Annotated in this window: 20 protein-coding genes, 1 tRNA gene and 1 pseudogene; 10 read left to right on the forward strand and 12 right to left on the reverse strand. The window is 66.0% G+C overall.

What is annotated here, in order from left to right:
* Window positions 1–68: 68 nt before the first annotated feature.
* The gene (locus tag Q2T94_RS06060) at window positions 69–1,334 is read right to left on the reverse strand and encodes an endonuclease/exonuclease/phosphatase family protein (RefSeq protein ID WP_264270504.1); all 1,266 of its coding nucleotides are present in this window, start codon (window positions 1,332–1,334) and stop codon (window positions 69–71) included.
* Between the two features lie 105 nt (window positions 1,335–1,439).
* Window positions 1,440–3,101, reverse strand: a complete 1,662-nt coding sequence (locus Q2T94_RS06065) for a thiamine pyrophosphate-binding protein (RefSeq protein WP_302263263.1) — start codon at window positions 3,099–3,101, stop codon at window positions 1,440–1,442.
* Window positions 3,102–3,499: 398 nt separating this feature from the next.
* Between Q2T94_RS06065 and Q2T94_RS06070 the strand changes: the two are divergent.
* Together Q2T94_RS06070 and Q2T94_RS06075 are read left to right on the forward strand one after the other, a co-directional pair.
* Window positions 3,500–3,697, forward strand: a pseudogene (locus tag Q2T94_RS06070) (NAD(P)H-dependent oxidoreductase); the annotation flags it as partial.
* 270 nt (window positions 3,698–3,967) lie between these two features.
* Entirely contained in the window at window positions 3,968–4,174 is a 207-nt protein-coding gene (locus Q2T94_RS06075; RefSeq protein WP_302263264.1) for an excisionase family DNA-binding protein, read from the forward strand.
* Between the two features lie 128 nt (window positions 4,175–4,302).
* On the opposite strand, the gene Q2T94_RS06080 is transcribed toward Q2T94_RS06075, so the two are convergent.
* Entirely contained in the window at window positions 4,303–5,037 is a 735-nt protein-coding gene (locus Q2T94_RS06080) for a GAF and ANTAR domain-containing protein (protein WP_302263265.1), read from the reverse strand.
* Between the two features lie 410 nt (window positions 5,038–5,447).
* Here Q2T94_RS06080 and Q2T94_RS06085 point away from each other — a divergent pair, with 410 nt between their 5' ends.
* Window positions 5,448–5,756, forward strand: a complete 309-nt coding sequence (locus Q2T94_RS06085) for a hypothetical protein (RefSeq protein WP_302263266.1) — start codon at window positions 5,448–5,450, stop codon at window positions 5,754–5,756.
* A gap of 538 nt (window positions 5,757–6,294) precedes the next feature.
* Here the strand turns inward: Q2T94_RS06085 and Q2T94_RS06090 are convergent.
* The 4 genes from Q2T94_RS06090 to Q2T94_RS06105 all read right to left on the reverse strand — a co-directional run bounded on the left by Q2T94_RS06090 (window position 6,295) and on the right by Q2T94_RS06105 (window position 8,616).
* A complete protein-coding gene (locus Q2T94_RS06090) occupies window positions 6,295–7,014 on the reverse strand; it encodes a GAF and ANTAR domain-containing protein (RefSeq protein ID WP_264270499.1) in 720 nt (239 codons plus the stop codon).
* Entirely contained in the window at window positions 7,015–7,290 is a 276-nt protein-coding gene (locus tag Q2T94_RS06095; RefSeq protein WP_264270498.1) for a hypothetical protein, read from the reverse strand.
* A 16-nt stretch (window positions 7,291–7,306) separates the two neighbouring features.
* Window positions 7,307–8,038 (reverse strand): GAF and ANTAR domain-containing protein, encoded by a 732-nt coding sequence (locus tag Q2T94_RS06100; protein ID WP_264270497.1) that lies wholly within the window; start codon window positions 8,036–8,038, stop codon window positions 7,307–7,309.
* A gap of 505 nt (window positions 8,039–8,543) precedes the next feature.
* Window positions 8,544–8,616: transfer RNA gene (locus Q2T94_RS06105), tRNA-Lys, on the reverse strand.
* A 215-nt stretch (window positions 8,617–8,831) separates the two neighbouring features.
* On the opposite strand from Q2T94_RS06105, the gene Q2T94_RS06110 reads away from it, so the two are divergent.
* The 3 genes from Q2T94_RS06110 (at window position 8,832) to Q2T94_RS06120 (ending at window position 11,423) form a co-directional block, all read left to right on the forward strand.
* Window positions 8,832–9,491: a hypothetical protein gene (locus Q2T94_RS06110; RefSeq protein WP_264270496.1), complete on the forward strand. Its 660-nt coding sequence runs from the start codon at window positions 8,832–8,834 to the stop codon at window positions 9,489–9,491.
* A gap of 284 nt (window positions 9,492–9,775) precedes the next feature.
* Window positions 9,776–10,390, forward strand: coding sequence for a hypothetical protein (locus Q2T94_RS06115; RefSeq protein ID WP_264270495.1), 615 nt, complete (start codon window positions 9,776–9,778; stop codon window positions 10,388–10,390).
* 7 nt (window positions 10,391–10,397) lie between these two features.
* Entirely contained in the window at window positions 10,398–11,423 is a 1,026-nt protein-coding gene (locus Q2T94_RS06120) for an inorganic phosphate transporter (RefSeq protein ID WP_264270494.1), read from the forward strand.
* Between the two features lie 412 nt (window positions 11,424–11,835).
* Here the strand turns inward: Q2T94_RS06120 and pstB are convergent, their stop codons facing one another.
* The 4 genes from pstB to pstS form a co-directional block, all read right to left on the reverse strand.
* A complete protein-coding gene (gene pstB, locus Q2T94_RS06125) occupies window positions 11,836–12,615 on the reverse strand; it encodes a phosphate ABC transporter ATP-binding protein PstB (RefSeq protein WP_264270493.1) in 780 nt (259 codons plus the stop codon).
* Between the two features lie 52 nt (window positions 12,616–12,667).
* Entirely contained in the window at window positions 12,668–13,819 is a 1,152-nt protein-coding gene (gene pstA / locus Q2T94_RS06130; protein WP_302263267.1) for a phosphate ABC transporter permease PstA, read from the reverse strand.
* Window positions 13,819–14,751, reverse strand: coding sequence for a phosphate ABC transporter permease subunit PstC (pstC, locus tag Q2T94_RS06135; RefSeq protein ID WP_264270491.1), 933 nt, complete (start codon window positions 14,749–14,751; stop codon window positions 13,819–13,821). The genes pstA and pstC overlap by 1 nt, the downstream gene beginning before the upstream one ends.
* A 152-nt stretch (window positions 14,752–14,903) precedes the next feature.
* Window positions 14,904–16,019 carry a phosphate ABC transporter substrate-binding protein PstS gene (gene pstS, locus Q2T94_RS06140; RefSeq protein WP_264270490.1) on the reverse strand — a complete coding sequence of 372 codons (1,116 nt, stop codon included), beginning with the start codon at window positions 16,017–16,019 and terminating at the stop codon, window positions 14,904–14,906.
* A gap of 225 nt (window positions 16,020–16,244) precedes the next feature.
* Between pstS and Q2T94_RS06145 the strand changes: the two genes are divergently transcribed.
* The 3 genes from Q2T94_RS06145 (at window position 16,245) to disA (ending at window position 20,015) form a co-directional block, all read left to right on the forward strand.
* Window positions 16,245–17,372: an FUSC family protein gene (locus Q2T94_RS06145; protein ID WP_264270489.1), complete on the forward strand. Its 1,128-nt coding sequence runs from the start codon at window positions 16,245–16,247 to the stop codon at window positions 17,370–17,372.
* A 56-nt stretch (window positions 17,373–17,428) separates the two neighbouring features.
* Window positions 17,429–18,817, forward strand: a complete 1,389-nt coding sequence (gene radA, locus Q2T94_RS06150; protein WP_264270488.1) for a DNA repair protein RadA — start codon at window positions 17,429–17,431, stop codon at window positions 18,815–18,817.
* Between the two features lie 121 nt (window positions 18,818–18,938).
* Window positions 18,939–20,015, forward strand: coding sequence for a DNA integrity scanning diadenylate cyclase DisA (disA, locus tag Q2T94_RS06155; protein WP_264270487.1), 1,077 nt, complete (start codon window positions 18,939–18,941; stop codon window positions 20,013–20,015).
* 32 nt (window positions 20,016–20,047) lie between these two features.
* On the opposite strand, the gene Q2T94_RS06160 is transcribed toward disA, so the two are convergent.
* Window positions 20,048–20,674, reverse strand: a complete 627-nt coding sequence (locus tag Q2T94_RS06160) for a hypothetical protein (RefSeq protein WP_302263268.1) — start codon at window positions 20,672–20,674, stop codon at window positions 20,048–20,050.
* Window positions 20,675–20,777: 103 nt separating this feature from the next.
* Here Q2T94_RS06160 and Q2T94_RS06165 point away from each other — a divergent pair, with 103 nt between their 5' ends.
* Window positions 20,778–21,773 (forward strand): HhH-GPD family protein, encoded by a 996-nt coding sequence (locus Q2T94_RS06165; protein WP_302263269.1) that lies wholly within the window; start codon window positions 20,778–20,780, stop codon window positions 21,771–21,773.
* The last annotated feature ends 15 nt before the right edge of the window (window positions 21,774–21,788 follow it).

Consider the following 21,788-nt stretch of genomic DNA (forward strand, 5'->3'; position numbering starts at 1 on the left):
AAACCAATTCAACGGCCGGGCCCCGCTTTATTTTGGGTCCCGGCCGTTGCCGATTGGTTGCCGGGGGATCAGCCGGACACGGTGACGTCGACCCAGACCAGTCTGTGGTCGCTGCTGGCCGGCGGCCAGCCGGAGACAAGCCCGGCACCGTCTTGGCCGGCTCCCGGCCAGTAGACACCCGAACCCCGCGCCGGCAGCGTTGCCGAGGGCAACACGTAGTCCACGCGCAGCACCCCTGCACTTCCCCGGCCGAAGTCGGCGGTGCCCAGGGCGCTGCCGGTAATGCCCGCAATGCCCCTGGCTTCGCGGTCGCCTGTGCGCTCGGCAGCGGCCGGCAGCGGATCAACCAGCAGCGGGTTGCCGAGCAGCTTCGTGATGGCCGCCGGATCGGAGTCCCCCGAGCCGGCGTCGGAGTTCAAGTCCCCCAGCACCACGAAGTCGCTGCCGGGCTCCAGCGCTCCGCGCTTGCCCGAATCGTCATAGATGTACTCGCCGCGGCCCTCCCCGCCCAGGTAGTCGTTGATGAGCCGGATCTCGTCGTGGTTGCGCGCCCTGTTGCGTTTTTCCGGGCCATCGAAGACCGGCGGGGCGGGGTGGGCGGCAATCACGTGGATGGTCTTGTCCCCCACGGTGATCGGCACATCCCACATGGACTTGCTGGGCAGGGGCAGCACGCCGCGGACCAGCTCGCCGTAGTGCCGGGTCGGCATTTGCGAGTCCGGCATGTCCTTCCACAGGAACTTCTGGAAGGTACGGATCTTCGCGGCCTCTATGGGGTGCTTGGAGAAGAGCACCATGCCATATTGGCCCTCGAACTCCCCGTAGCCCAGGGCGTCGGCGGGGCCGCCGACAATGCCGTCCCCGTCGAGGTCCGCACCGCTGGGGATCCCCGTATTGGAGGGGGCCAGATACTTGTAGGGGTAGTAGATGGGATCCTGTCCGCCCTGGCTGCGCTCCAGGTAGTTGCGCTTGAAGCCTTCCGCGGCGGCACCCTCCGGGTCGTAGTCGAATTCGTTGAGCAGCAGCACGTCGGGTGAGTTGCGCTGCACAATCTCCGCCACCGCCTGCGCCTGGGCGTCCAGCGGGGTGGAGAGGTCCAGCGCAAGTTGGCCGGGCTGCGGCCGGTTCAGCGCGGCGTTGAACGTCGCCACACGCAGGGAGGGTGCCATGACGTCACGCCCTTCGGCATAGGGAATGGGGGCTGCCGAGCGCGGCTGCACGGAGATCGACCGTGCTTCGGCCGTTGGGTGCGCCTGCGCAGGGAGGGTACCTGCCGCCCCCAAGGCGATGAGTGTTGCGGCGGCCAGGGCCGTCCGGATCGAATGTCGCACCATTCCACATTAGGGGTGGAACCTACTTTCCGGTAGGTCGGTATTTTATCCAGTCAGGGGTTTTTCTGTCGGCGAAACCCACCGGCCCGCCCCGTACGGCCGGAAGGCTCAGCCGCGAACGCCGGCGGCCTTGCGGTTGGCCTCGAGGACTTCCTCCATGTACGGTGCCCGAACATCCGGGGAAATGCGGCAGTCCACCAGATGGATCCCGTCGGCCCCCGCTGCGACCCAGTCGCGCAACCCGGCTAGGTCTTCCAGGCTGCGCACTTTCGTGGCCGAGGCACCGAGCCCGCGCGCCACGGCGGCAAAGTCGACCTCGGGAATCAGCATGGGCCCCTCATGCAGCCCGATGGATCCGTATTGGTGGATCTCCGCCCCGTAGGCGGCGTCGTTGTAGATGACGACGATGCCGCTGCGCACGGTGCGAATGACGGATTCGAGGTCCGCCAGGCCCATGAGGAAGCCGCCGTCGCCACTGGCCAGCACGATCGTCGACTCCGGTGCCGCGGCCCCGGCACCCACTGCGGAGGCCAGGCCCAGTCCGATGCTCTGGTAGGCGGTGCCCACCAGGTTCAGGGCATGCGGCCCGGGGACATCCCAGTACATGGGGCCCCAGCCGATGAAGTGCCCGCCGTCCTGCACCACCACGCGGTCCGCGGGCATGATCGCGTTCAGGGCACGCGCCACCGACCGCGGATCGAGCAATCCGTCCGGTGCCGCCTCGTCGCCGGGCGCATGGTCGTTGATCCTCGCCAACCGGTCGCCCACCTCATCCACCCAGCGCAGGCCGCCGTGGCGCCGATGCACCAGCGGCAGCAGGGAATCGGCAACCGCTGCCACGTCGGCCCGGAGGAACACGTCAACCCGCGGGCTCGTTGCGGCGGTGGCCACATCGACCTGGATCACCTGGGCGCCGACGTTGAAAAGCTCCCCGAAGCGGGTGGTGAACTGGTTCAGCCCGGCCCCGAGCACCAGCACCACGTCGGCTTCGTGGATGAGGGCGGCGGTTTCCCCGGAAGAGAACCCGCCGGCGATCCCCAAGTCCCCGTGGCGGTCGGCCAGGAGGTTTGGCGCGAGCACCGTGCTTGAGCTCAGTGCCCCCAGGGAATCGGCGAGCGCGGTGATTGCTAGCGCCGCACCGGACAGCCGTGCCCCGCGGCCATAGAGCACCAACGGACGCCTGGCCTCGTTCAGGGCGGCGGCCGCCTGGGTGAGCAGTTCCGGTGCGGCGGCCGGGTAACCGGGATCCAACGCGAAGTCGCCCAACGACAGCGGGCCCTCTTCGGCAGCTTCGTCGGCAACGATGTCATAGGGAATCGACAGCACCACCGCGGTGCGCTCGCGCAGGGCGTGGGCGACCGCCTCGAACGCTATGGCCATCGGGCGCTGCGCATCAACCACGAAGGTCGTGGCGCCCACTGCGTCGTTGATGGCGCCCTGGTCAATGTCCCAGGGGCGGGCGCCGGTGGAGGGCTGGTCCCCGGTGACAAGCACCATCGGGATCCTGGCCTTGGCGGCCTCTGCCAGCGGGGTGATGGCGTTGCTGAACCCTGCACCGTAGGTGGTGGTGGCTATGGCCGGCTTCCCGGTGATGCGGAAGTAGGCATCGGCGGCTGTGACGGCGGCCGACTCGTGGCGTACCGCGGTGAAGCGGAACCCGGTGCGCAGCGCGGCGTCGAGGAAGTGGGCATTACCGTTTCCCATGACTCCGAAGATCTCGGAAGTGCAGGTTAGGAGGGCGCGGGAAAGGGCAGCGGAAACTGTAGACATTTTTTGTGACTTTCGAATGCAGCAAAAAGAACTAAGGCCATATTCGTCTTCGGGCAGCGAACCCGGATTTCGCCCATTTTTAGAGCGACGGCAGGAACTTCAGAAACGTTCCGCCTGACGATGCAACCATAACCGCACCAATGTGTCCTGCGCAACATCGACCGCTTCTGCGAATGCCATCCCAGTGGCTGCGCTCCGGCAAACCGTTAGACGGCAGGCCAGGTGAAGATTGTTGCTGCGGCTCACCATGGATCGGGGAACCAGGAAACAGATGATCCCCGCCCTCACGAGGAGAGCGGGGATAGGTAGTTCTGTGCGCCCCGCGGGGTCGACCCCCCCGGCCAATGGATTAGTTGTCGACATTTGTAGCAGTCCGCGACCGCCACTGTAAATCCGCGCCCGCCATCCGGGACAAGCTCATGGCTGCACAAATCCTGGTGCCGGCCGTCCCGATTTGGGTGGGACACCCCTCCAGCCTGGCCCAGCGGGTGCTGGAGAGGCTGGATGCCGAAATCTCAGAGACCGACTGCCAAGGCCGTCCGATCCTGTTCGGCAAGGTCGCGATGGTAGCCGTGGTCGGCAACGAAGACGGTGCACTTGGCCGCCCTGCCCAGTGACCGACCGTATCCGGCGGGCTAGGAATGTGCGGCAGATTTTCAAGGGCTCAAGGCGTGCAGAATGCCCCGCCGGTTGGGTGTGCAAAACATTGAAGCGCCGCCGAAACCGCGCCTACGATGGGAACCCAGCAGGTCCCCTGAACGGTGCCTCCGGACCAGTCGTTCAGCCGGGGGGATGATGAAGGCTACATGGATTGGGGGATGACATGCTCCAACCACTAGCCCCCCGGGGACACCGAATACCTGCGGATGGCCGAGGCCGCCGCCGCGATGCGCGTGCCAAGGCTGACCGTGTACGACCTGGTGCAGGAGGGCAAGCTGCCGGCGGTGAGCTTCGGCAAGTCCTTCCGCATTCCTGCCCGCGCCGTGCGGGAGTTCCTCACGGCCGCCCGGCATCCCGCGGCACCTGCGCCTTGCACGCGCCGACCTAGGCCAGAGCGGATAGCATCCGAATGAGGCCCGCCATCGCTGCCGTCCGCGGCAGTGCGGCACCTGCTCCGCCGTCGCGAGGATCACTGGCCAGATCCTCCCCGGGCGGGCACTGCCCCCACGGAGAACGCCGCAGAGGGTCCTTGCGGCGGCGGCTACCTGTCGAAATGGGTCGCGGGGGCCTCGGGGGTCGCGGAGCCGACCACGGCGGCCGCCACGTCGCGCAGCTTGATGTTGCGGCTGTTGGACGCTGCCCGCAGGATGCCGAAGGCCTCCTGCTGCGAGCACCGGTTCTGCCCCATGACGATTCCCACAGCCAGGTCGATGGTGGTGCGTGCCTTCATCGCCTCCAGCAACTGTTCAGCTTCCTCCCGGTGCCTGGCCACCTGGAGCGCCAAGGCCAGCGCGGTGGACGCCTGGTCCGCATATCCCCGCGCGGCCTCGACCTGCCGGGGGTCGAACCCGTGGACCTGGCGCGAATACAAGTTCAATGCGGCGCCGTCCCCGTCCTGTAGATCGAATGGCACCGCCAGCACCGAGCCAATCCCCCGGGATACCATGTGCCCGACATACCTCGGCCAGCGATGTTCCACGCGCAAGTCCGGGACCAGGACCAAGCCCCGGTCCCGGGCGGCGGTGAGGCACGGCCCCTCGCCCAAGCCGTACTGGACCTCGTCCACTTCCTGGGCCTCGAGGCTGCTGCTGGCCACCGTGCCCGCGCGGTGGCGGCGCACCATCGTGATCCCGCACAGCACCCGCCCCGGGTCCCCGCCGGAAAGTTCCTGCACCGCCACGTGCGTCAGCGCATTGAGAAACCCCTCAATCTGCTCGGTATCCAGCACCTTCCCATAGAGGTACTCGCCGAGGCTGGTCAGTTGGTCGCTATCCATCGCTGGTCCCCTTACTTCCGGGTCTGCGCAGCCATTCGACGAAAGTGCCCGCCCGCACCATGGCTACCTTTCCCTTTTACTGTGCCACTTGTTATCCGCCTCGGGAAGGATTGTTTGCATCGTGGCCCTCCCGTAGCCTCCACGGATCCGACCGCCGCCAGCCTCGTCGCTTTCAGCCCCGGGCCACACCGGCCCCTGGCCCGCGCCACGCCCGGGACCCCGCGGGGCGGATGGCGGGTCCGGACACCGCGGGGCACGAGGTGAAATCCCCTTGAATTCGGCAACACGTGTTGGGCATAATCGATTTATCGATCGGCCGGCGGGGTTTTTGTCGGCCGCACGTGGTTCTCCAGACCCCGGGAAGCACGTCATCCGCGTATCGGAAATTCGGAAATTCGAGGACAGGGCTCATGACCATCCAGCAATTGTTCGCCACCCCGCAACGTCGCAGCGAGCTACCCGCGGACACCGCCAAAATCACCTTGGTCTCACCATCGACGCAGGAGAGCGTGCCGCCGATCAGTTGCGGAACCTGCCACAGCGACAATTACCTGGTCTTTGAACAGGTCAGGCCAGTACCACCGCATGGGCCCGCGCCCTCGGCCTGGGACGTTGAATGCTGGTGTGGCCGGTGCGAGGAATTCCAGGGAATCCGCACCCACCGCCTGCCCGCGCTGCCACACTCCTTCCTGCTGCGGGGCTACGGCACCGACATCTAGCCGGCTCCCAGGCCTCGCCCGAAGTAGGTCTTGACGTGTTTCGCGGTCAGGGTGTCCGCGAGTCCGGTGGCCAGGACCACGCCTTTCTGGTTGCGGATGGAAGCCGCCCGCGAAGAGAACTTGAACGCCTCTTCCCGGGAGCGACCCGCCGTCCCATGTTGACGCCAAATCGATGGGTGCGCGACCTCAGGGTCTGCTGCGGATCCGCATACTCATGCTGACGCGCGGCGAGCCATAGCGCCGGCGGGCGGGTGGACCTTGTGCCTGAGCCGCATGCCCCTGCGGACGGCGGGACCGCGGTGAGCCCCGGCCTACTCCGGCCAGCGGGTCAGCCCGTTGCCAAGGGCATTGGCATATTCGGTGGGCCGGCAGCACGGCCGACGCCCGCACGGCGGAGAATCCGCACAGCTGCTCCAGGAAGTCCGCGAGGCCGGAACCCTCAAAAACGAGGTTTTGGGGTTGTCCGGCCACGGAGCCGGAAAATTCCCGGTTTCGTGCCGCTGCCATCTTGCCCTGGTCCCGGGCAAGGGACGAAGGACTATTCCATCCCCCGGGCGCGTCGCGCCTCACGCAGGACCTCGATCGCCCTGTCGCCGAGGCGCACGTTCGCCGAGAATGCCGAGCGACTCAATTGAGCGAAAGCCTCGGCACGGCTGCACTTGTCCCGGACCATGATCACCGCCACCGCCCCGTCAACCAGCCCGCGGGCCCGCAGCTCCGAACCGAGGTCGGCGCCGGCCAGGGCAGGCAGGTGGAATCGCAGGGCCAAGCGCAGGATGCGCGAAATCGATCCGGCGAAGGCCTCCACTGCGGAAACAAAGTCCGAATCCATTATTCCGGGTTCGCGGGCATAGCAGTTCAGCGCGGCCTGGGTGCCGCTGCCGGCTTCCACGGGGACCGCGAGGATGGCATGCACTCCGCTGGAGCCGATCTCCCGCGCATAATCCCGCCAAGTCCTCGACTCGTCCATTTCCGGGATGAAGACCTTGCGCTGCTGCCGCAGCGCGGTCAGGCAGGGACCATTGTCAAAGGCGTACTGGCGTTCATCCAGGACCATGGCATCGAGCTCGCTGCTTGCCACCGTGAGCGGGAAGCCCTCGCGCTCCACCGTGATGGAACACAGCACCGGCTTGCCGCTGCCCAGCCCCGCCGCGGCAATCAGCACCAGCTCCAGCATGAAGTCGCTGAAGCCCTCGCTCTCAAGTAGCAGGTCTTGCAGCTCGTCTTGGCTGCGTGCGTCGTGGCCTCGGGCGCCCATTTAGGTTTCCGTCTTTCCCGGGTCCTGGTCAGTGGAGTACGGGACCCTGAGATCCATGTCCAGGTCCATGAAGCGTTCATTGATCGCGTGGGCCACCAGATCGCGCTCCAACGTGGGCAACGCATGGGCGGCAAAAAGATAAGCCTCGATTTCGAATTGGCCGGCTGACCCGCCAAGGCCGAAGTACTTTAGCCATAACTCGCCCACCGTCAGGCCCGCAAGCGGCAGCGCCTGGCGCAGCTGCTTCAGCTGCAAATCATCGTCATCCATCTCCATGGCCTGTTCCCCGTCGCTAGGCACCTTGCGGGGTGGCGGCCTCGACTAACCGGGCGGCAAACTCGCCCAGGGTCCGGCCCTCCGCGATGGCCTGCTTCAACAACAGCCGCACCGCGTCATCGGCGGCAACGCCATGACGTTCCATGATGATGCCCTTGGCCATGCCAATGACGTCTCGCAAATACAGGGTACTGCGCAACTCGTCACTGACCTTCTTGGCCTGTTCCGCGGTGATGGCATGCTCCAGCAACACCGAAGCCTGCCGGGCCAGCAGCTCCAGGACACCTCGAGAGCGCTCAGTGAAGGCCTGGGGCTCGGCGGCATAGACTTTCACCGCGCCAAAGGACTCGGAGGAGGATTTCAGCGGAACGCTGATGGAGGCGGCGACGGCCAGCGGCGCCACCAACCTTGACCATTCGGGCCAGCGATCGTCGGCGGCAATGTCCTGGACCACCACCGTTTCGCCCGTGGCCCAGGCGGAGAGACAAGGACCCTGCTCGAGATCGTATTGCAGACTATCGGCCTGCTCGACGACCTCGTCCGAGGCGGCAGCACTGGTCGGACGGGCATTGGCATCCATCAACGTTACCCCGGCACCAATGGCGAAGGGGACGCTGGACTTCGCCGCGGCGGTGATAAGTTTCAGCGTTTCGGCCACGGTGGCCTCGGACATGAGCAACCCGGCGGCACCCGCCGCCGCAGCGGCCAACTCGTCCGCAATCGGGAGCGACTTCCCAATCCTGGCCATGAACGTGCCTCTCTGTCCTGGACACAACAGCAATATACTGCTCCAAGCCTACACATCCGCGGACCACAAAGCGCCGGAAGCACAGACGGACTTCCAGGTCCCCGGGGGCATGTCGGCAATAAGGCGGTTGCCATCACAAACAGCGCACGCCCGTTGAGGACGACCACTGACGCAACCTGTTGAAAGCGGACCGGTCGAGCTGTCCTCCACGTTCTTGAACGGTATGCCGAGCGAGTTCAAGGTCGGCTGGGACCCCACATACTTCTATCTGAGCGAGCTAGAAGAATGCGAAGCGAATCGGGCCTTGTGGATCTTCGGTTCAGAGACTCCGGCCCTCGACGTCGTTGAGAAAGTGCAGGCAGCAGGAAGATTGTCCGAGATCAACTGGCACTCCCGGATCCAGCCAGATAATCGAATTCGTTGGGTTTCCCTTGAATTTGGGGGCAACGACTTAAACAGAAAGCGGTTCTGACTTAGATTTCTCCTAGTCAGAACCGCTTCTCTGTGCGCCCTGCGGGGGTCGAACCCGCGACCAATGGATTAAAAGTCCAGTGCTCTACCAACTGAGCTAAAGGCGCGCTTGGCACTTAGCCAACACCATATTAGCGGATAATCCGGCCCCGCTTGGACAAGCTTGCTGGAATCAACTGGTGTCCGAACACGTGGGGTTCGCAGGACTTGCCCCGCCGCGGGCTTTCCTGCTGCCAGCCTGCCGGCACGCAGACTCCCTTCCGACGGCTCACCCATCCCGGAGATGAGCAAGTATCCAGCTGGGCAGAGTATCCTCGAGCCCATGAAGGGCCACCCAGCATTGACTCCCCCGGCAACCACATTCCGGCACCACAAACCCAAACCGTTCGCTCCCATGGATTTCGATCCCTTCGAGGGCGGTGCCGATCCGGCGCGCGTGTCCGAGGCAGCGCACCTCTCCGCCCACGCATTGGTGCAGGCAGGAAAACTCAATGACGATCCGGAGATCCGGGAGCGCCTGGTGCGGCTCGCCGAGGACGAAGGCCTGGAGGTCATTGCCGAGCTTTGGTCCAAGGCCCCCGCCCGCTCGCTTCCCGGCGCCCTGTGGCGGCTGTACGCAATCCGCGCCGCAACCGTCAACAATCCCGAGGCCATGGCCTCGTTCTTCGCCGCCGGCGCCCGCCAGGCCCAGGTCTCGCGTGTGGTTGCCGGAGCCGCGGAACCGCCGGGGGCCGAGGAACTGTGCAACATGACCAGCTCCATCCTCACCGGCGCCTTTGACGGCGAGTTCGATGTGGCCCTGGAACGCACCGCGGCGTACTGCCGGGTCATAGCCCTGGGGCAAGCCGAACAGGCGGATGCGGCCGATTTTTCGCACCCGGAACGGGCCGCCTTGATGACCGGTCGCGCCCATGCCCTGTTGAAGACCGCCGAGGACTTGGAAGCTGCCGCCGCATCCTGGAGGCGCGGGGAACTGGACTGAGAGTTCCTTCACGCCGAGCGCGAATACTGCGCCGGCGTGTTGACAGGAGGGCCGGTTTCCTAGAAAACTGGAATCACGGTGCCGGACCGCGGCAGCCCCGGGCTCCAACTTTCAGCCGCTACGAGCGGCCTTCCGCCGAGAGGCGCTCCCGGTTCGGCACCGCCAACTTCACTCCCCGCCCTGGCACGGGGACGCACTTCACACCGCCCCGGGCGGGCTTGTTCACCTTGGATGCGTAAACTGGGCAGAGTCCCGCTTTTTCCTTTCCATCCGGTGGTTTCCTCGTGAAATTTAGATTGTTCCCTTCGGACATGCGCGGCCTTGGGCTTCTTCGCGACCTGGCCTCCGAAGTCAACCTATGCGTTGGGGTTCTTTCCGAAATGCTGGGCTCCAGCGAAGACCGCGCCGTGCAGCTTGATGCGCTGGACGCGTCCGAAGCCAGGGCCACCGACCTGCACTACGCGGTGCTGACGCATTTGCGCACCAGCTACGTCAACCCGTTGCCGCGCGAAGACGTTTACACTTTTTCGCGGCTGCTCCATGAGGCCGTCGAGCAACTCAGCGGAGGCGGCATCCTCATTGCGCACCTGGGCAAGCGACACCTCTCACATCGTGCGGCCGAGCAGCTGGAACTGATTGGCCGCCAGACCGAGCTCACCACCGAGGCATTGGGCAAGCTCCAGCGACTGGACGACCTGGAAGACGTTTGGCTTGATTTGGTGCGCATTTCCAAGCGCGCGCACCGAACGCACCAAACGTGGCTGGGTGAGATCGGGGAACTGAACAAGGCAGGCACCATCATTCGCCACCGTTCGGTCGCTGACCAGCTCCACTCCTGTTCCCAATCCCTGCGAGCCGTGGCCGACCACTTGGGACGCGTCCTGGTCAAGGAATCCTGAGCCGGGCGTGGTTACCGGCCAATCCTTCATGATGTTCGTGGTGCTGTTGTTCACCTGCGCCTTCGCGTTCCTCAACGGGTTCCGCGATGCCTCGAACTCAATCGCAGTCGCCGTGCGCAACCGCGCTTTGACCCCCAACTATGCGGTGCTGGTGGCTGCGTTCTTCACCTTTCTGGGCACCATGCTCTCCACCTCTTTCGGCGTCTACCTGATTTCGGCCGTCGAGCTGAACGTCCCGAGCGGGGTTCCCGGGCTGGCACTGCTGCTGTCCGCATTGCTCGCGGGCGGCGCCTGGGCGTTGTATTGCTGGTGGCGCGGACTTCCGGTGTCTTCGACGCATTCCCTGGTTTCCGCCCTTGCCGGCGCGGGCGGCGCGTCTGCCCTGCTGGGCGATGACGGGGTGCACGACGCCTGGCGAATGCTTGCCGGCGGAGTTCTGCTGCCACTGCTCTTCACTCCCGTCTTTGCCTTCGTCGTGTCATACGTCCTGGTCATCCCGGCCACCTGGCTGGTGCGCCATTCCACCGCCTCCGACGTCAGCGGGGCATCCCGCGCGGGGCAGTCCATCTCGGCGTGTGCGGTGGCCCTGGGCAACGGATTGCAGGACGGCCAGCGCACCGGCGCCATGTTGACCTTGGCCCTGGTGACGGCGGGCGCCGCGCAGCCCGGCACCATCATGCTCGGCCCCCAGCTGCTGGGCGCTTCCGCCCTGGCGGCAGGGGTCCTCTTTGGCGGCTGGCGCATCGCCCATACCCTGGCCTACCGCCTGGTCAACCTGGACCCGCTGCGCGGCATGGTGGCCCAATCGGTCTCCGCCGCAATGCTCTTCCTGGGTGCCATGCTGATCCACCTGCCCATTTCCACCACCCAGGCGGTGACCAGCTCGATCGTCGGGGCGGGCACCAACCAGCGGTTCGAGTCCGTTACCTGGCGGCAGGTAAAGCGCGTACTGCGGCACTGGGTGGCCACCCCCGTAGTCTGCTCGCTGCTCGGCGGCATCCTAAGCCTGGCCATTCATCCGTTGGTCAGCTGATTATTAGGCGGCTCTTGCCCGCTTCGTCCTGACCGGATCCACCCTCGACGCCTGGCCCCCTGCACCGGGCCCGGGGGGCGCCTCCGAGCGCCTCCGGCCATTGGCGCCGGCACAAGCGCCACTGCCCCCGCCACAAGGCTTCGGCGGCACCCCCGATGCCTCCGGTGCGGCCGGGTGGTCCCATTCCCCGGGTCGCGCTGTCGGGCTCCACGTGCATCCTCGCGGGCCCCCGATCAGCGATGGCTCCCCCGGGCGTTAAACAAGGCAACGGCGGAACCCCGCGCAAGACTCATGCGCGTGGTTCCGCCGTTGCGATCCCCCTCCAGGGATCCCCGGAAGATCCCCCTTCCGGTACCGCCGCAGGACCTGTTCGGTCCCGGGCGAATTTTTCTGCGGCGAGTGCAGTCAGGAATTATCCGAAGCGGCCCGAGACGTAGTCTTCGGTGGCCTTGACCCCGGGGTTGGAGAAGATCGTGGTGGTCTCGGCGTACTCAATCAGCTTGCCGGGCTTGCCGGTGCCGGCGATGTTGAAGAACGCGGTCTTGTCGCTCACGCGCGCGGCCTGCTGCATGTTGTGGGTCACGATCACGACGGTGTAGTCGTTCTTCAGCTCGTTGATCAGGTCCTCGATCGCGAGGGTCGAGATCGGGTCCAGGGCGGAGCACGGCTCGTCCATGAGGATCACCTCCGGCTTCACCGCGATGGTGCGAGCGATGCACAGGCGCTGCTGCTGGCCGCCGGAAAGCCCGGAGCCTGGCTTGTCCAGGCGGTCCTTGACCTCGTTCCAGAGGTTGGCGCCGCGCAGCGACTTCTCGACCAGGCCATCGGCATCCGAGCGGGAGATCTTCTTGTTGTTCAGCTTCACCCCGGCGAGCACGTTGTCCCTGATGGACATGGTCGGGAACGGGTTGGGACGCTGGAAGACCATGCCGATCTGGCTGCGGACCGTGACCGGGTCGACACCGGTTTCGTAGAGGTTGTCCCCGTCCAGGAGCACCTCGCCCTCGACGCGGCCACCGGGGATGACCTCGTGCATGCGGTTCAGCGTACGCAGGAAGGTGGACTTGCCGCAGCCGGAGGGACCGATGAAGGCGGTCACCGACTTGGCTTCAATTTCGATGCTGACGTCTTCCACGGCCAGGAAGCTGGAGTAGTAGACGTTGAGGTCCTTGACGTCGATGCGCTTAGACATGTGTTTTTTCCTTAGGAAGTTTGTGTGTCTGAGGGTCCGGAGCCTTTGAGGCTCAACGGCCCTTCTTGGGGGCGAACAGGCCGGCGATCAGGCGTGCGCCGAGGTTGAGCACCATGACCATGGCGATCAGCAACAGTGCAGCAGCCCAGGCACGCTGGATCGAGGGATCCACGTTGGTCGGCGAGGTCGGGGTGAGGATCTGGTAGTAGATGAACGTCGGCAGCGTGGCCATCCAGTTGCCAAAGACGTTCACGTTGATGTTGTTCGCCAGACCGGCGGTCACCAGGATCGGTGCGGTCTCGCCGATGACGCGGGCGATGGCCAGGGTCACGCCGGAGGCGATGCCGGAGATTGCCGTCGGGATGACGACCTTGGCGATGGTGCGCCATTTGCGCACACCCAGCGCGTAGGCCGCCTCGCGCAACTCGTTCGGGACGATCTTGAGCATTTCCTCGGTGGAGCGGACCACCGTGGGGATCATCAGCACGCTCAAGGCGACGGCGGCAACGATGCCCATGCGAGCGGTGGGGCCCATGATCACCGCGAAGAGCGCGGTGGCGAAGAGACCGGCGACGATCGAGGGAATGCCGGTCATCACGTCGACGAAGAAGGTGATGCCCCGGGCGAGCGGGCCGTTCTTGCCGTACTCGACAAGGTAGATTGCGGTCAGCATGCCCACCGGAACGGAGATCAGGGTGGACCAGAGCGTGATCAGCAGCGTGCCGATCACCGCGTGGTAGGCGCCGCCGAGAACCGGGGTGCCGTTCTCGACGCTGGCGTTGTCGGCCGCACCGGTGATTCCGTTCATGGAGTGGAACAGGAAGTGGGTGTTGATGCCCGGCAGCCCATTCTGCAGCACCGTGAACAGCACGGAAGCCAGCGGGATGAGCGCGACCAGGAAGGCTGCATAGACCAGGTAGGTGGCCAGGGCGTTCCGGCCGCGGCGCGCCCCCTCCACCAGGGTGGTGATGACGCTGGAGGCCACCACGAAGATGACTGCGGTGTAAATGGCGAAGCTTGCCACGGAGAATCCACCGAGGGTGGAAGCCGCGGCGCCGAGGATCAGTGCGCCCACGGCAATGCCCGGGATGGCCCAGCGCGGCAGGTGGCCCTTGGACAGGGAGTTTCGCTTGCGGGCAACCGGAGGCTTGCCCGGCTGCTGGCGCGAATCGTTGGGGAGCTTGTTGGCGGTAACGGTGTTCATCAGTTGGCTCCCGAGAATTCCTTGTGGCGGGCGATGATTGCCCGGGCGATCAAGTTGACCACCAGGGTGATCACGAACAGCACCAGGCCGGCCGCAATCAGCTCGGAGAGGCGCAGGCCGAAGGCCTCGGGGAAGTTCAGGGCGATCTCGGCGGCAATCGTCTGGTTGCCGGACTTGATCAGCGATGGGATCAGGCTGCCGGTGGAGAGCACCAGGGCCACGGCCATGGTCTCGCCCAGTGCACGGCCCAGGCCGAGCATGACGGCCGAGATGATTCCGGGGCGGGCGAAGGGAAGCACCGACATGGTGATCATTTCCCAGCGCGTGGCGCCCAATGCCAGGGCGGCTTCCTCGTGCAGCTTGGGGGTCTGCAGGAAGATCTCGCGGCTCAGCGAGGTGATGATGGGAAGTACCATCACTGCCAGCACGATGCCGGCCGTGAGGATGGTCTTGCCGGTCTGCGAGGCGGGGCCTTCAAAGATCGGGATGAAGCCGAGGTTCGCGGTCAGCCATTGGAAGCTGGGGACCAGCGCCGGGGCCAGCACCAGGTAGCCCCAGGCGCCGTAGATCACCGACGGGATGGCTGCCAGCAGGTCGATGACGTAACCAAGGCCCGCCGCCAGCTTGCGCGGGGCGTAGTGGGAGATGAACAATGCAACGGCGATGCCGACCGGAGTGGCGATGAGCAGGGCGATGGCCGCTGCGATCACGGTGCCGATGACAATCGGATAGATGTAGCTGAAGAAACCTTCGCCGCCACTGACGAGTGTCGGGTCGGCGGTGAAGGTGGGCAGCGCCTGGATGAGCAGGAAGACCGCTACCGCAAGGAGGGTTACGAGGATCAGGATGCCCGCGCCTAGCGCGGCTCCGGAGAAGATCTTGTCTCCGGCCTGTCCCTTGGATCCGCTGCGCCGTAGCGCGTTGGTAGTCATATGGGTGAGCCTTAGGGAGTTGAGCGAGCGGCAAGGGGGATCATACGGCCGTTCGCGCTGGGATATGGAGGGGTCAAATCAGATGCTACTGCGCCTTCGGGGGAATATCGAAGAAAAGTCATCGATATTCCCCCGAAGGCCTGGGTGCAAAGTTAGGACGCGACCTTGATCGAGTCGACAGCCTTGATGGCGGCTTCGCTCATCTTGGCGGACAGCGGGGCGTTGCCGGCGGAGCCTGCAGCCTGCTTCTGGCCTTCCTCGGAGAGTACGTATTCGCCGAAGCTCTTGACGAGGTCAACCGTGGCCTGGTCCTTGTAGGTGGAGCAGAACACGTGGTACGAGACCAGGATGATCGGGTAGGAACCCGATTCGGTGGTGTCGCGCTTCAGGTCCAGGGACATGTCCAGTGCGCCGCGGCCTTCGACCGGGGTGGCTGCCTCGACGCCCTTGGCTGCTGCCTCGGGGGAAATCTCGGTGAACTCGTCGCCGACCTTCACGTTGACGGTGCCGAGCTTGCCAACGGCGGAGAAGTCCGCGTAGGTGATTGCACCCTCGGTGGCGGTGGTGGTTGCCACGACGCCGGAGGTGCCCTTGGCGTTCTCGCTGGCGAGGTCCTTGGGCCAGTCGCCGGAGACTTCGTAGTCCCAGACGTCCTTCGCGGCGGCCGCGAGGTAGTCGACAAAGTTCTCGGTGGTGCCCGACTCGTCATTGCGGTGCACCACGGTGATCGCGGTGTCCGGAAGCTCCACGCCTTCATTGGTCGCGGCGATGGCCGGATCATTCCACTTGGTGATTTCCAGCTTGAAGATCTTTGCGATGGTGGCTGCATCGAGGTTCAGGGTCTCAACGCCCGGAAGGTTGAAGGCAACGGCGATCGGGGAAACGTAGGCCGGGACGTTGAATGCGCCCTCGGGGCCGCAGATTTCCTTCGAGGATTCGACTTCCTCGTCCTTCAGGTAGGCATCCGAGCCTGCGAACTGCGCGCCTCCGGCCAGGAAGGCCTTGCGGCCGGCGCCGGAGCCATCCGGGGAGTACTGGACCATGGTGCCGGCGTTGGCCTGCTCGAAGCCAGCCTTCCAGGCTTCCATGGCGGACTTCTGCGAGGAAGCACCGCTACCGGTCAACGTGCCGGAGACTGCCCCTGCGGACGAGTTGCCGGCGTCGCCGGTTCCGGCCGTGGCCGTCGGGCTGTCCGAACCGCAAGCGGTCAGGGCAAGTGCTGCCACGGTAAGAACTGCAGCCGCGCTGCCAATGCGATGAAGCTTCACGAGTTATCCTCTTTCACATGCCTGTCAATGACGAACCGTGTCGTCCTGGTCTTTCCCAAGGATGCGCACACCGGCACATCGCTTCAATACGAAATTAGGCCCCGGAAGTAACCAGCACTTCCGACGAAGGTGAACGCAAGGTGAACAAGGCCGGCATGGCCCAGTGTTTCGCGTCACGATTCATACTTGCCAGTGGTATTTGCGCGCCATGACAGACTGTTGTCCATGGGTATCGGATCATCGGCCGGCGGCGCGTGGACGTTCGTCATGCGCCGCAACCGCGTGGGTGTGCGCCGCGTGGGGACATCGTTCCCCAAGATCATCCAGATGACCGTCTCCGCGGTGCTGGCCTACTGGATCGCCGAGCAACTCCTGGGCCACGTGGACCCGATCTTTGCCGCGACCAGCGGGCTGCTGGTGCTGGGATTCGGCACCGCCACCACGGTGCGCCGCTCGATGGAGGTCGCCATTGGCTGCACCCTGGGCGTGGCTGTCGGAGACTTGTTGCTGACGCTTCTGGGAAGCGGCCTGTGGCAGGCGGCCCTGGTCCTTTTCCTGTCGCTGGTGATCGCCAGGTTCCTGGATTCCGGCCCCATTTTCTCCACCCAGCTGGGACTGCAATCGGTGCTGGTGGTCCTTCTGCCCATCGGTGCCGCGGGACCGTTCAGCCGTTCAATCGACGCGGTCATCGGTTCGCTGTGCGGCCTGTTGATCATGATGGTTTTTCCCCGCGACCCGCGCCGCACCCCCACTGCCGAGCTGGGCAAGCTTTTGGGCGAGCTCGCCGGCATCCTGCACGAATGCGGGCGCGCCGTCAGCGCCTCCGACACCACCCTGGCATTCCACGCACTGGTCCGCGCCCGCGGAACCCAGCAGCTCCTGGATTCCCTGCCCGCGGCCCTGAACATGGCCCGCGAGGTGGCCACCCTGGCCCCGGCACACCGCCGACACCGCTCCGACCTTGACCGGTTGAAGGTTGCGGCGGAAAAGACCGATCTGGCCGTGCGCAACTCCCGGGTCCTGGCCAGGAGGCTGACCACCGTGATCACCCAGGGCTCCCTGACCGACCAGGGGGTCGAGTCCGTGGCGGGCTTGTTGACCGAACTGTCCGAGGCGGTCAACGCCCTTGGCTACGCAGTGTTGGAGACCAAGGAGTCCGGATACCGAAGGGCTGTGGGTCGGGCCCGACGCGAGCTTGCCGAATGCGCAGCCCGGCTGGATCCCGCGGCCCTCCAGGTCAGCGGCCTGCAAGGTGAAGGCATGGTGCTGCTGCTGCGCCCGCTGGTGATTGACCTCCTCGAGGCCACCGGCACCAGCCACGAGGAAGCCGTGGCGTTGTTGCCGCGCCTGTAGCCTAACCCGGCTGCCGCGCACCCAAAGCGTGGGCACCGCAAGCTAGCATCAAAGGCATGGCCAAGAGCACCCGCACCAAATCCACCCCCGGTTACCGCTGCGCGGAATGCGGGTGGAGCACCGTGAAATGGGTGGGGCGCTGCGGCGAATGCCAGGCTTGGGGCACGGTGGAGGAAATGGGCGCCGTCTCGGCAAAGACCACCGCCGCCACCAGCATCGCCGTCCCGGCCCAGCCCATCGGCGACGTCGATGCCTCCGCAGCTTCCTACCGCTCCAGCGGCGTGGAGGAACTTGACCGGGTGCTCGGCGGCGGACTGGTCCCGGGAGCCGTCATCCTGCTGGCCGGGGAACCCGGAGTGGGCAAGTCCACGCTGCTGCTCGACGTTGCGGCGCGCGCCGCCCGCTCGGACCGCAAGGTCCTGTACATCACCGGCGAGGAATCCGCCGCCCAGGTCAAGGTCAGGGCCGAACGCATCGACGCCATGGCCACCACGCTCTACCTCACCGCCGAGACCGATTTGGGCATCGCGCTGGGCCAGGTGGAAAAGATCGACCCGGAGTTGCTGATCATCGACTCCGTGCAGACCCTGGCCTCCTCCGAGGTCGACGGCACCGCCGGCGGCATCTCGCAGGTACGCGAGGTGGCGGCCTCCCTCATCAACGCCGCCAAGCGCCGGAACATGACCACCATCCTGGTTGGACACGTCACCAAGGACGGCTCGATCGCCGGGCCCCGGCTGCTCGAGCACCTCGTGGACGTAGTGTGCCAGTTCGACGGCGAGCGCCATTCCCGCCTGCGCCTGCTGCGCGCGCTGAAGAACCGCTACGGCCCCACCGACGAGGTCGGCTGCTTCGACCTGACCGAGGGCGGCATCGAGGGACTGGCCGATCCCTCCGGGCTCTTTGTCACCCGCACCAAGGATCCGGTGCCCGGAACCTGCATCACTGTCACCCTCGAGGGACGCCGCCCGCTGGTCGCCGAGGTACAGACCCTGCTCTCGAGGGCCACCAGCGCCATCCCGCGCCGGGCCACCAGTGGCCTGGACGCTGCGCGCACCCAGATGATCCTGGCCGTGCTCCAGTCGCGCGCCCGGATGGAATTGGGCGGGCTTGATTCCTACGTGGCCACCGTGGGCGGGGTCAAGCTCAGCGAACCGGCCACCGACCTCGCCACGGCCCTGGCGCTTGCCTCTTCCATGCACAACCATCCGCTGCCACCGCAGTTCGTGGCGTTCGGAGAGGTCGGTCTGGCCGGCGAGGTGCGCCCCGTTCCGGAGATCGGCCGCCGGATCATCGAGGCCGAGCGGCTCGGCTTCCGCTACGCCATGGTGCCGGCCTCCCCGCAGCCTCCCAAGAACATCCCCGATTCGATCCGCGTCTTCACCGTTTCCTCGGTGCACGAGGCACTGGACATCGCCTTCGAGCAACGCGTCAAAACCGGGTAATCCATGTTCTTTCGGTAACAAAAGGGTGCCGAAGTCGCTCACCGGGGTGCATTTCCGGGCTTGGTGGGTCCGCCTTGGCCATACCATAGGTAGTAGTCACCCCCTTGGAAGGAACCGGCCCATGTCGAAAAGCCCCGAAGATGCGCTGCGCGCCACCCTGGCCCGTGTTGCACCCGGAACGGAGCTGCGCGACGGCCTCGAACGGATCCTGCGCGGCCGCACCGGCGCACTGATCGTGCTGGGGCACGACAGGGTCGTGGACTCGATCTGCTCCGGTGGCTTCGACATCAACATCGCCTTCTCCCCCACCCGCCTGCGCGAACTTGCCAAGATGGACGGGGCCATCGTCTGCGACAAGGACGGTTCAAACATCCTGCGCGCCGGCGTGCAGCTGGTCCCGGACCACTCGATCCCCACCCAGGAGTCGGGGACCCGCCACCGCACCGCCGAGCGCGTCGCCATCCAGACCGGCTTCCCGGTCGTCTCGGTCTCGCAGTCGATGCACATCATCGCCCTGTACGTCCAAGGCATCCGCTACCTGCTCGAGGGCTCCGAGCCGGTGCTCGCCCGCGGAAACCAGGCCCTTGCCACGCTGGAGCGCTACCGCTCGCGGCTGGACCAGGTCACCAGCGCGCTGTCCGCTGCGGAGATCGAGGCAGTCGTCACGGTCCGCGATGTCGCGGCGGTGCTGCAGCGCCAGGAAATGGTCAGGCGCATCTCCGAGGAGATCGCCCAGTACGTGCTCGAGCTGGGTGCTGACGGACGACTGTTGGCGTTGCAGCTCGACGAACTCTCGGCCGGGCTCGGCCCCGGTGCCGACCTGCTGCTGAAGGACTATTCGACCCTGGGCGGCAAGGAGCTCGACATCGAGGCGGCGCTGAAGAAGCTGCAGAACCTCGACTCCACGGACCTGATCGACCTGGGGAAGTTCGCCGCGATCCTGGGAATCAGCCCCGGCATCGACTCGCTCGACGCGGTTGTCACGCCCAAGGGCCACCGGCTGCTGGCAGGCATCACGTCGGTTCCCCGGGCAGTGGCCGACCGGCTCGTCAATAACTTCGGCGGTTTGCAGCGCCTGATGGCCGCCAATATCGAGGACCTGATGGCGGTGGACGGGATCGGGGACCAGCGTGCCCGCACGGTCCGCGAGGGCCTGTCCCGCGTCGCTGAATCATCCCTGCTGGACCGCTTCATCTAAAAAACCACCTGGGCGGGGCAGGGCGAGGGCGGCTAGCGCAGCTCGAACCTCGCGGTCTCGCTGCTCACGTCCCCCAGTTTCGCGGTGAAGCCGTAGGTTCCCGGTCGCGGCTTGGCTGCCACGAACTTGCACCCGGGGGCGCTGCGCACCCGGGTCCAGGTGAAGCGCGCGGTTTCACTGGCACCCGGCTTGATAGTGATCTCGGTGTCGGTGGGATCCTCCACACAATCGGAGGTGGAAAAAATCCGGTCCGCCCCGCTCGTGACGGAAAACTCCTGCTGACTGGTTCCCACATTGACCATGCAGTCGGCCGTCCCCGCGTTCTTGATGGTCATCACCAGCACCGGATCATCCGCGGGCCCGTGCGTGGTCTGGGCGGTTGACGCGGAAACGACCACCTCCTCATCGAGGCAGCCGTTAGGCTCGGAAGGTTCCGGGGAGGGAGCACCCGATGGCTGCGAGGAAGCCGCTCCTGGCGCGGTCGCCGCGGGATCCGCCGTGCTCTCTGCCGGGGCCGCAGGTCGCAGAAGGGAGGCGATGCCGACGCCCGCCCACGCCAAAAGCCCGACGAGTACGAGCGTGGTGATCAGCACCGCGAGTCGACGACGCCGATATACCCGTGCGGAGGGGCGGGTGGAACGGACCTGCTTTTGTGCCATACTTCAAGGCTACGAAGCCAAGCGTCCAGCCGTCGACTCCCACGCCGCCAGATAGAGTGATATCGCCAGCATTTGCCCCGAAGTCCAAAGGATTGCCCCCGCCGTGCCCCACCCCGCCCTGGAGAAAATCCATCACGACATCACCGCGTGGTATTCCGCCAACGCCCGCGAGCTGCCTTGGCGCGGCTCCGCGGCCGGCCCGTGGGCCGTGATGGTTTCCGAGTTCATGCTGCAACAGACCCCCGTGGTGCGCGTGCGCCCGGTCTGGGAAGCCTGGATGCAGCGCTGGCCCACACCCGCGGCGCTGGCGGCAGAGCCGGTCGCCGAAGCCGTGCGGGCCTGGGGGCGCCTGGGATATCCGCGCCGTGCACTGCGACTGCATGCCGCCGCAGTCGTCATCACCAACGAACACGGCGGGAAGGTCCCGGGGACCGAGGCCGAATTGCTGGCACTGCCCGGCGTCGGCACCTACACGGCAGCAGCCATCGCCTGTTTCGCCTTCAAGGTCCCCACGGTGGTGGTGGACACCAACATCCGCCGCGTCCATGCCCGGCTGGTCAGTGGCAAGGCGTTGCCCGAGCAAAGCCAGAACGCCGCGGAACTCGCGCTGGCCGCACGACTGCTGCCTCAGGCCGGGGAGGGCAACGACGCCGGCACTGCGTTGGCCAACGACTGGAACATCGCGGTGATGGAGCTCGGTGCGTTGGTGTGCACGGCGCGCTCCCCGCGTTGCGAGGACTGCCCTGTCGTCAACCAGTGCGCCTGGATCGCCGCCGGGCGCCCCGAGCCGCATTACAAGCCCAAGGGCCAACCGTGGCACGGAACCGACAGGCAGGTGCGTGGGGCCATGATGGCGGTGCTCCGCCATTCCACGGCCCCGGTCCAGCGCAGAGACCTGCTAGGCACCGTCGACCTGGCAGCAGCTGCCGCGGAAGCACGGCCACTGAATCCGGCCCGCGAGGCCGACGACGAGCACCGGGCCTGGGTCGGGTTGCATGCGCTGGACGCACCGGCCGAACAGCGTGAACGCGCCCTGGCCTCCCTCTTGGCCGACGGGTTGGCCCAGCAATCCCCCGCGGGCATAGCCCTGCCGCGCTAGGGGAGCCCGGGATCC

Origin of the sequence: Paeniglutamicibacter sulfureus (genome assembly GCF_030512175.1) — a bacterium.
Lineage (GTDB): Bacteria > Actinomycetota > Actinomycetes > Actinomycetales > Micrococcaceae > Paeniglutamicibacter > Paeniglutamicibacter sulfureus.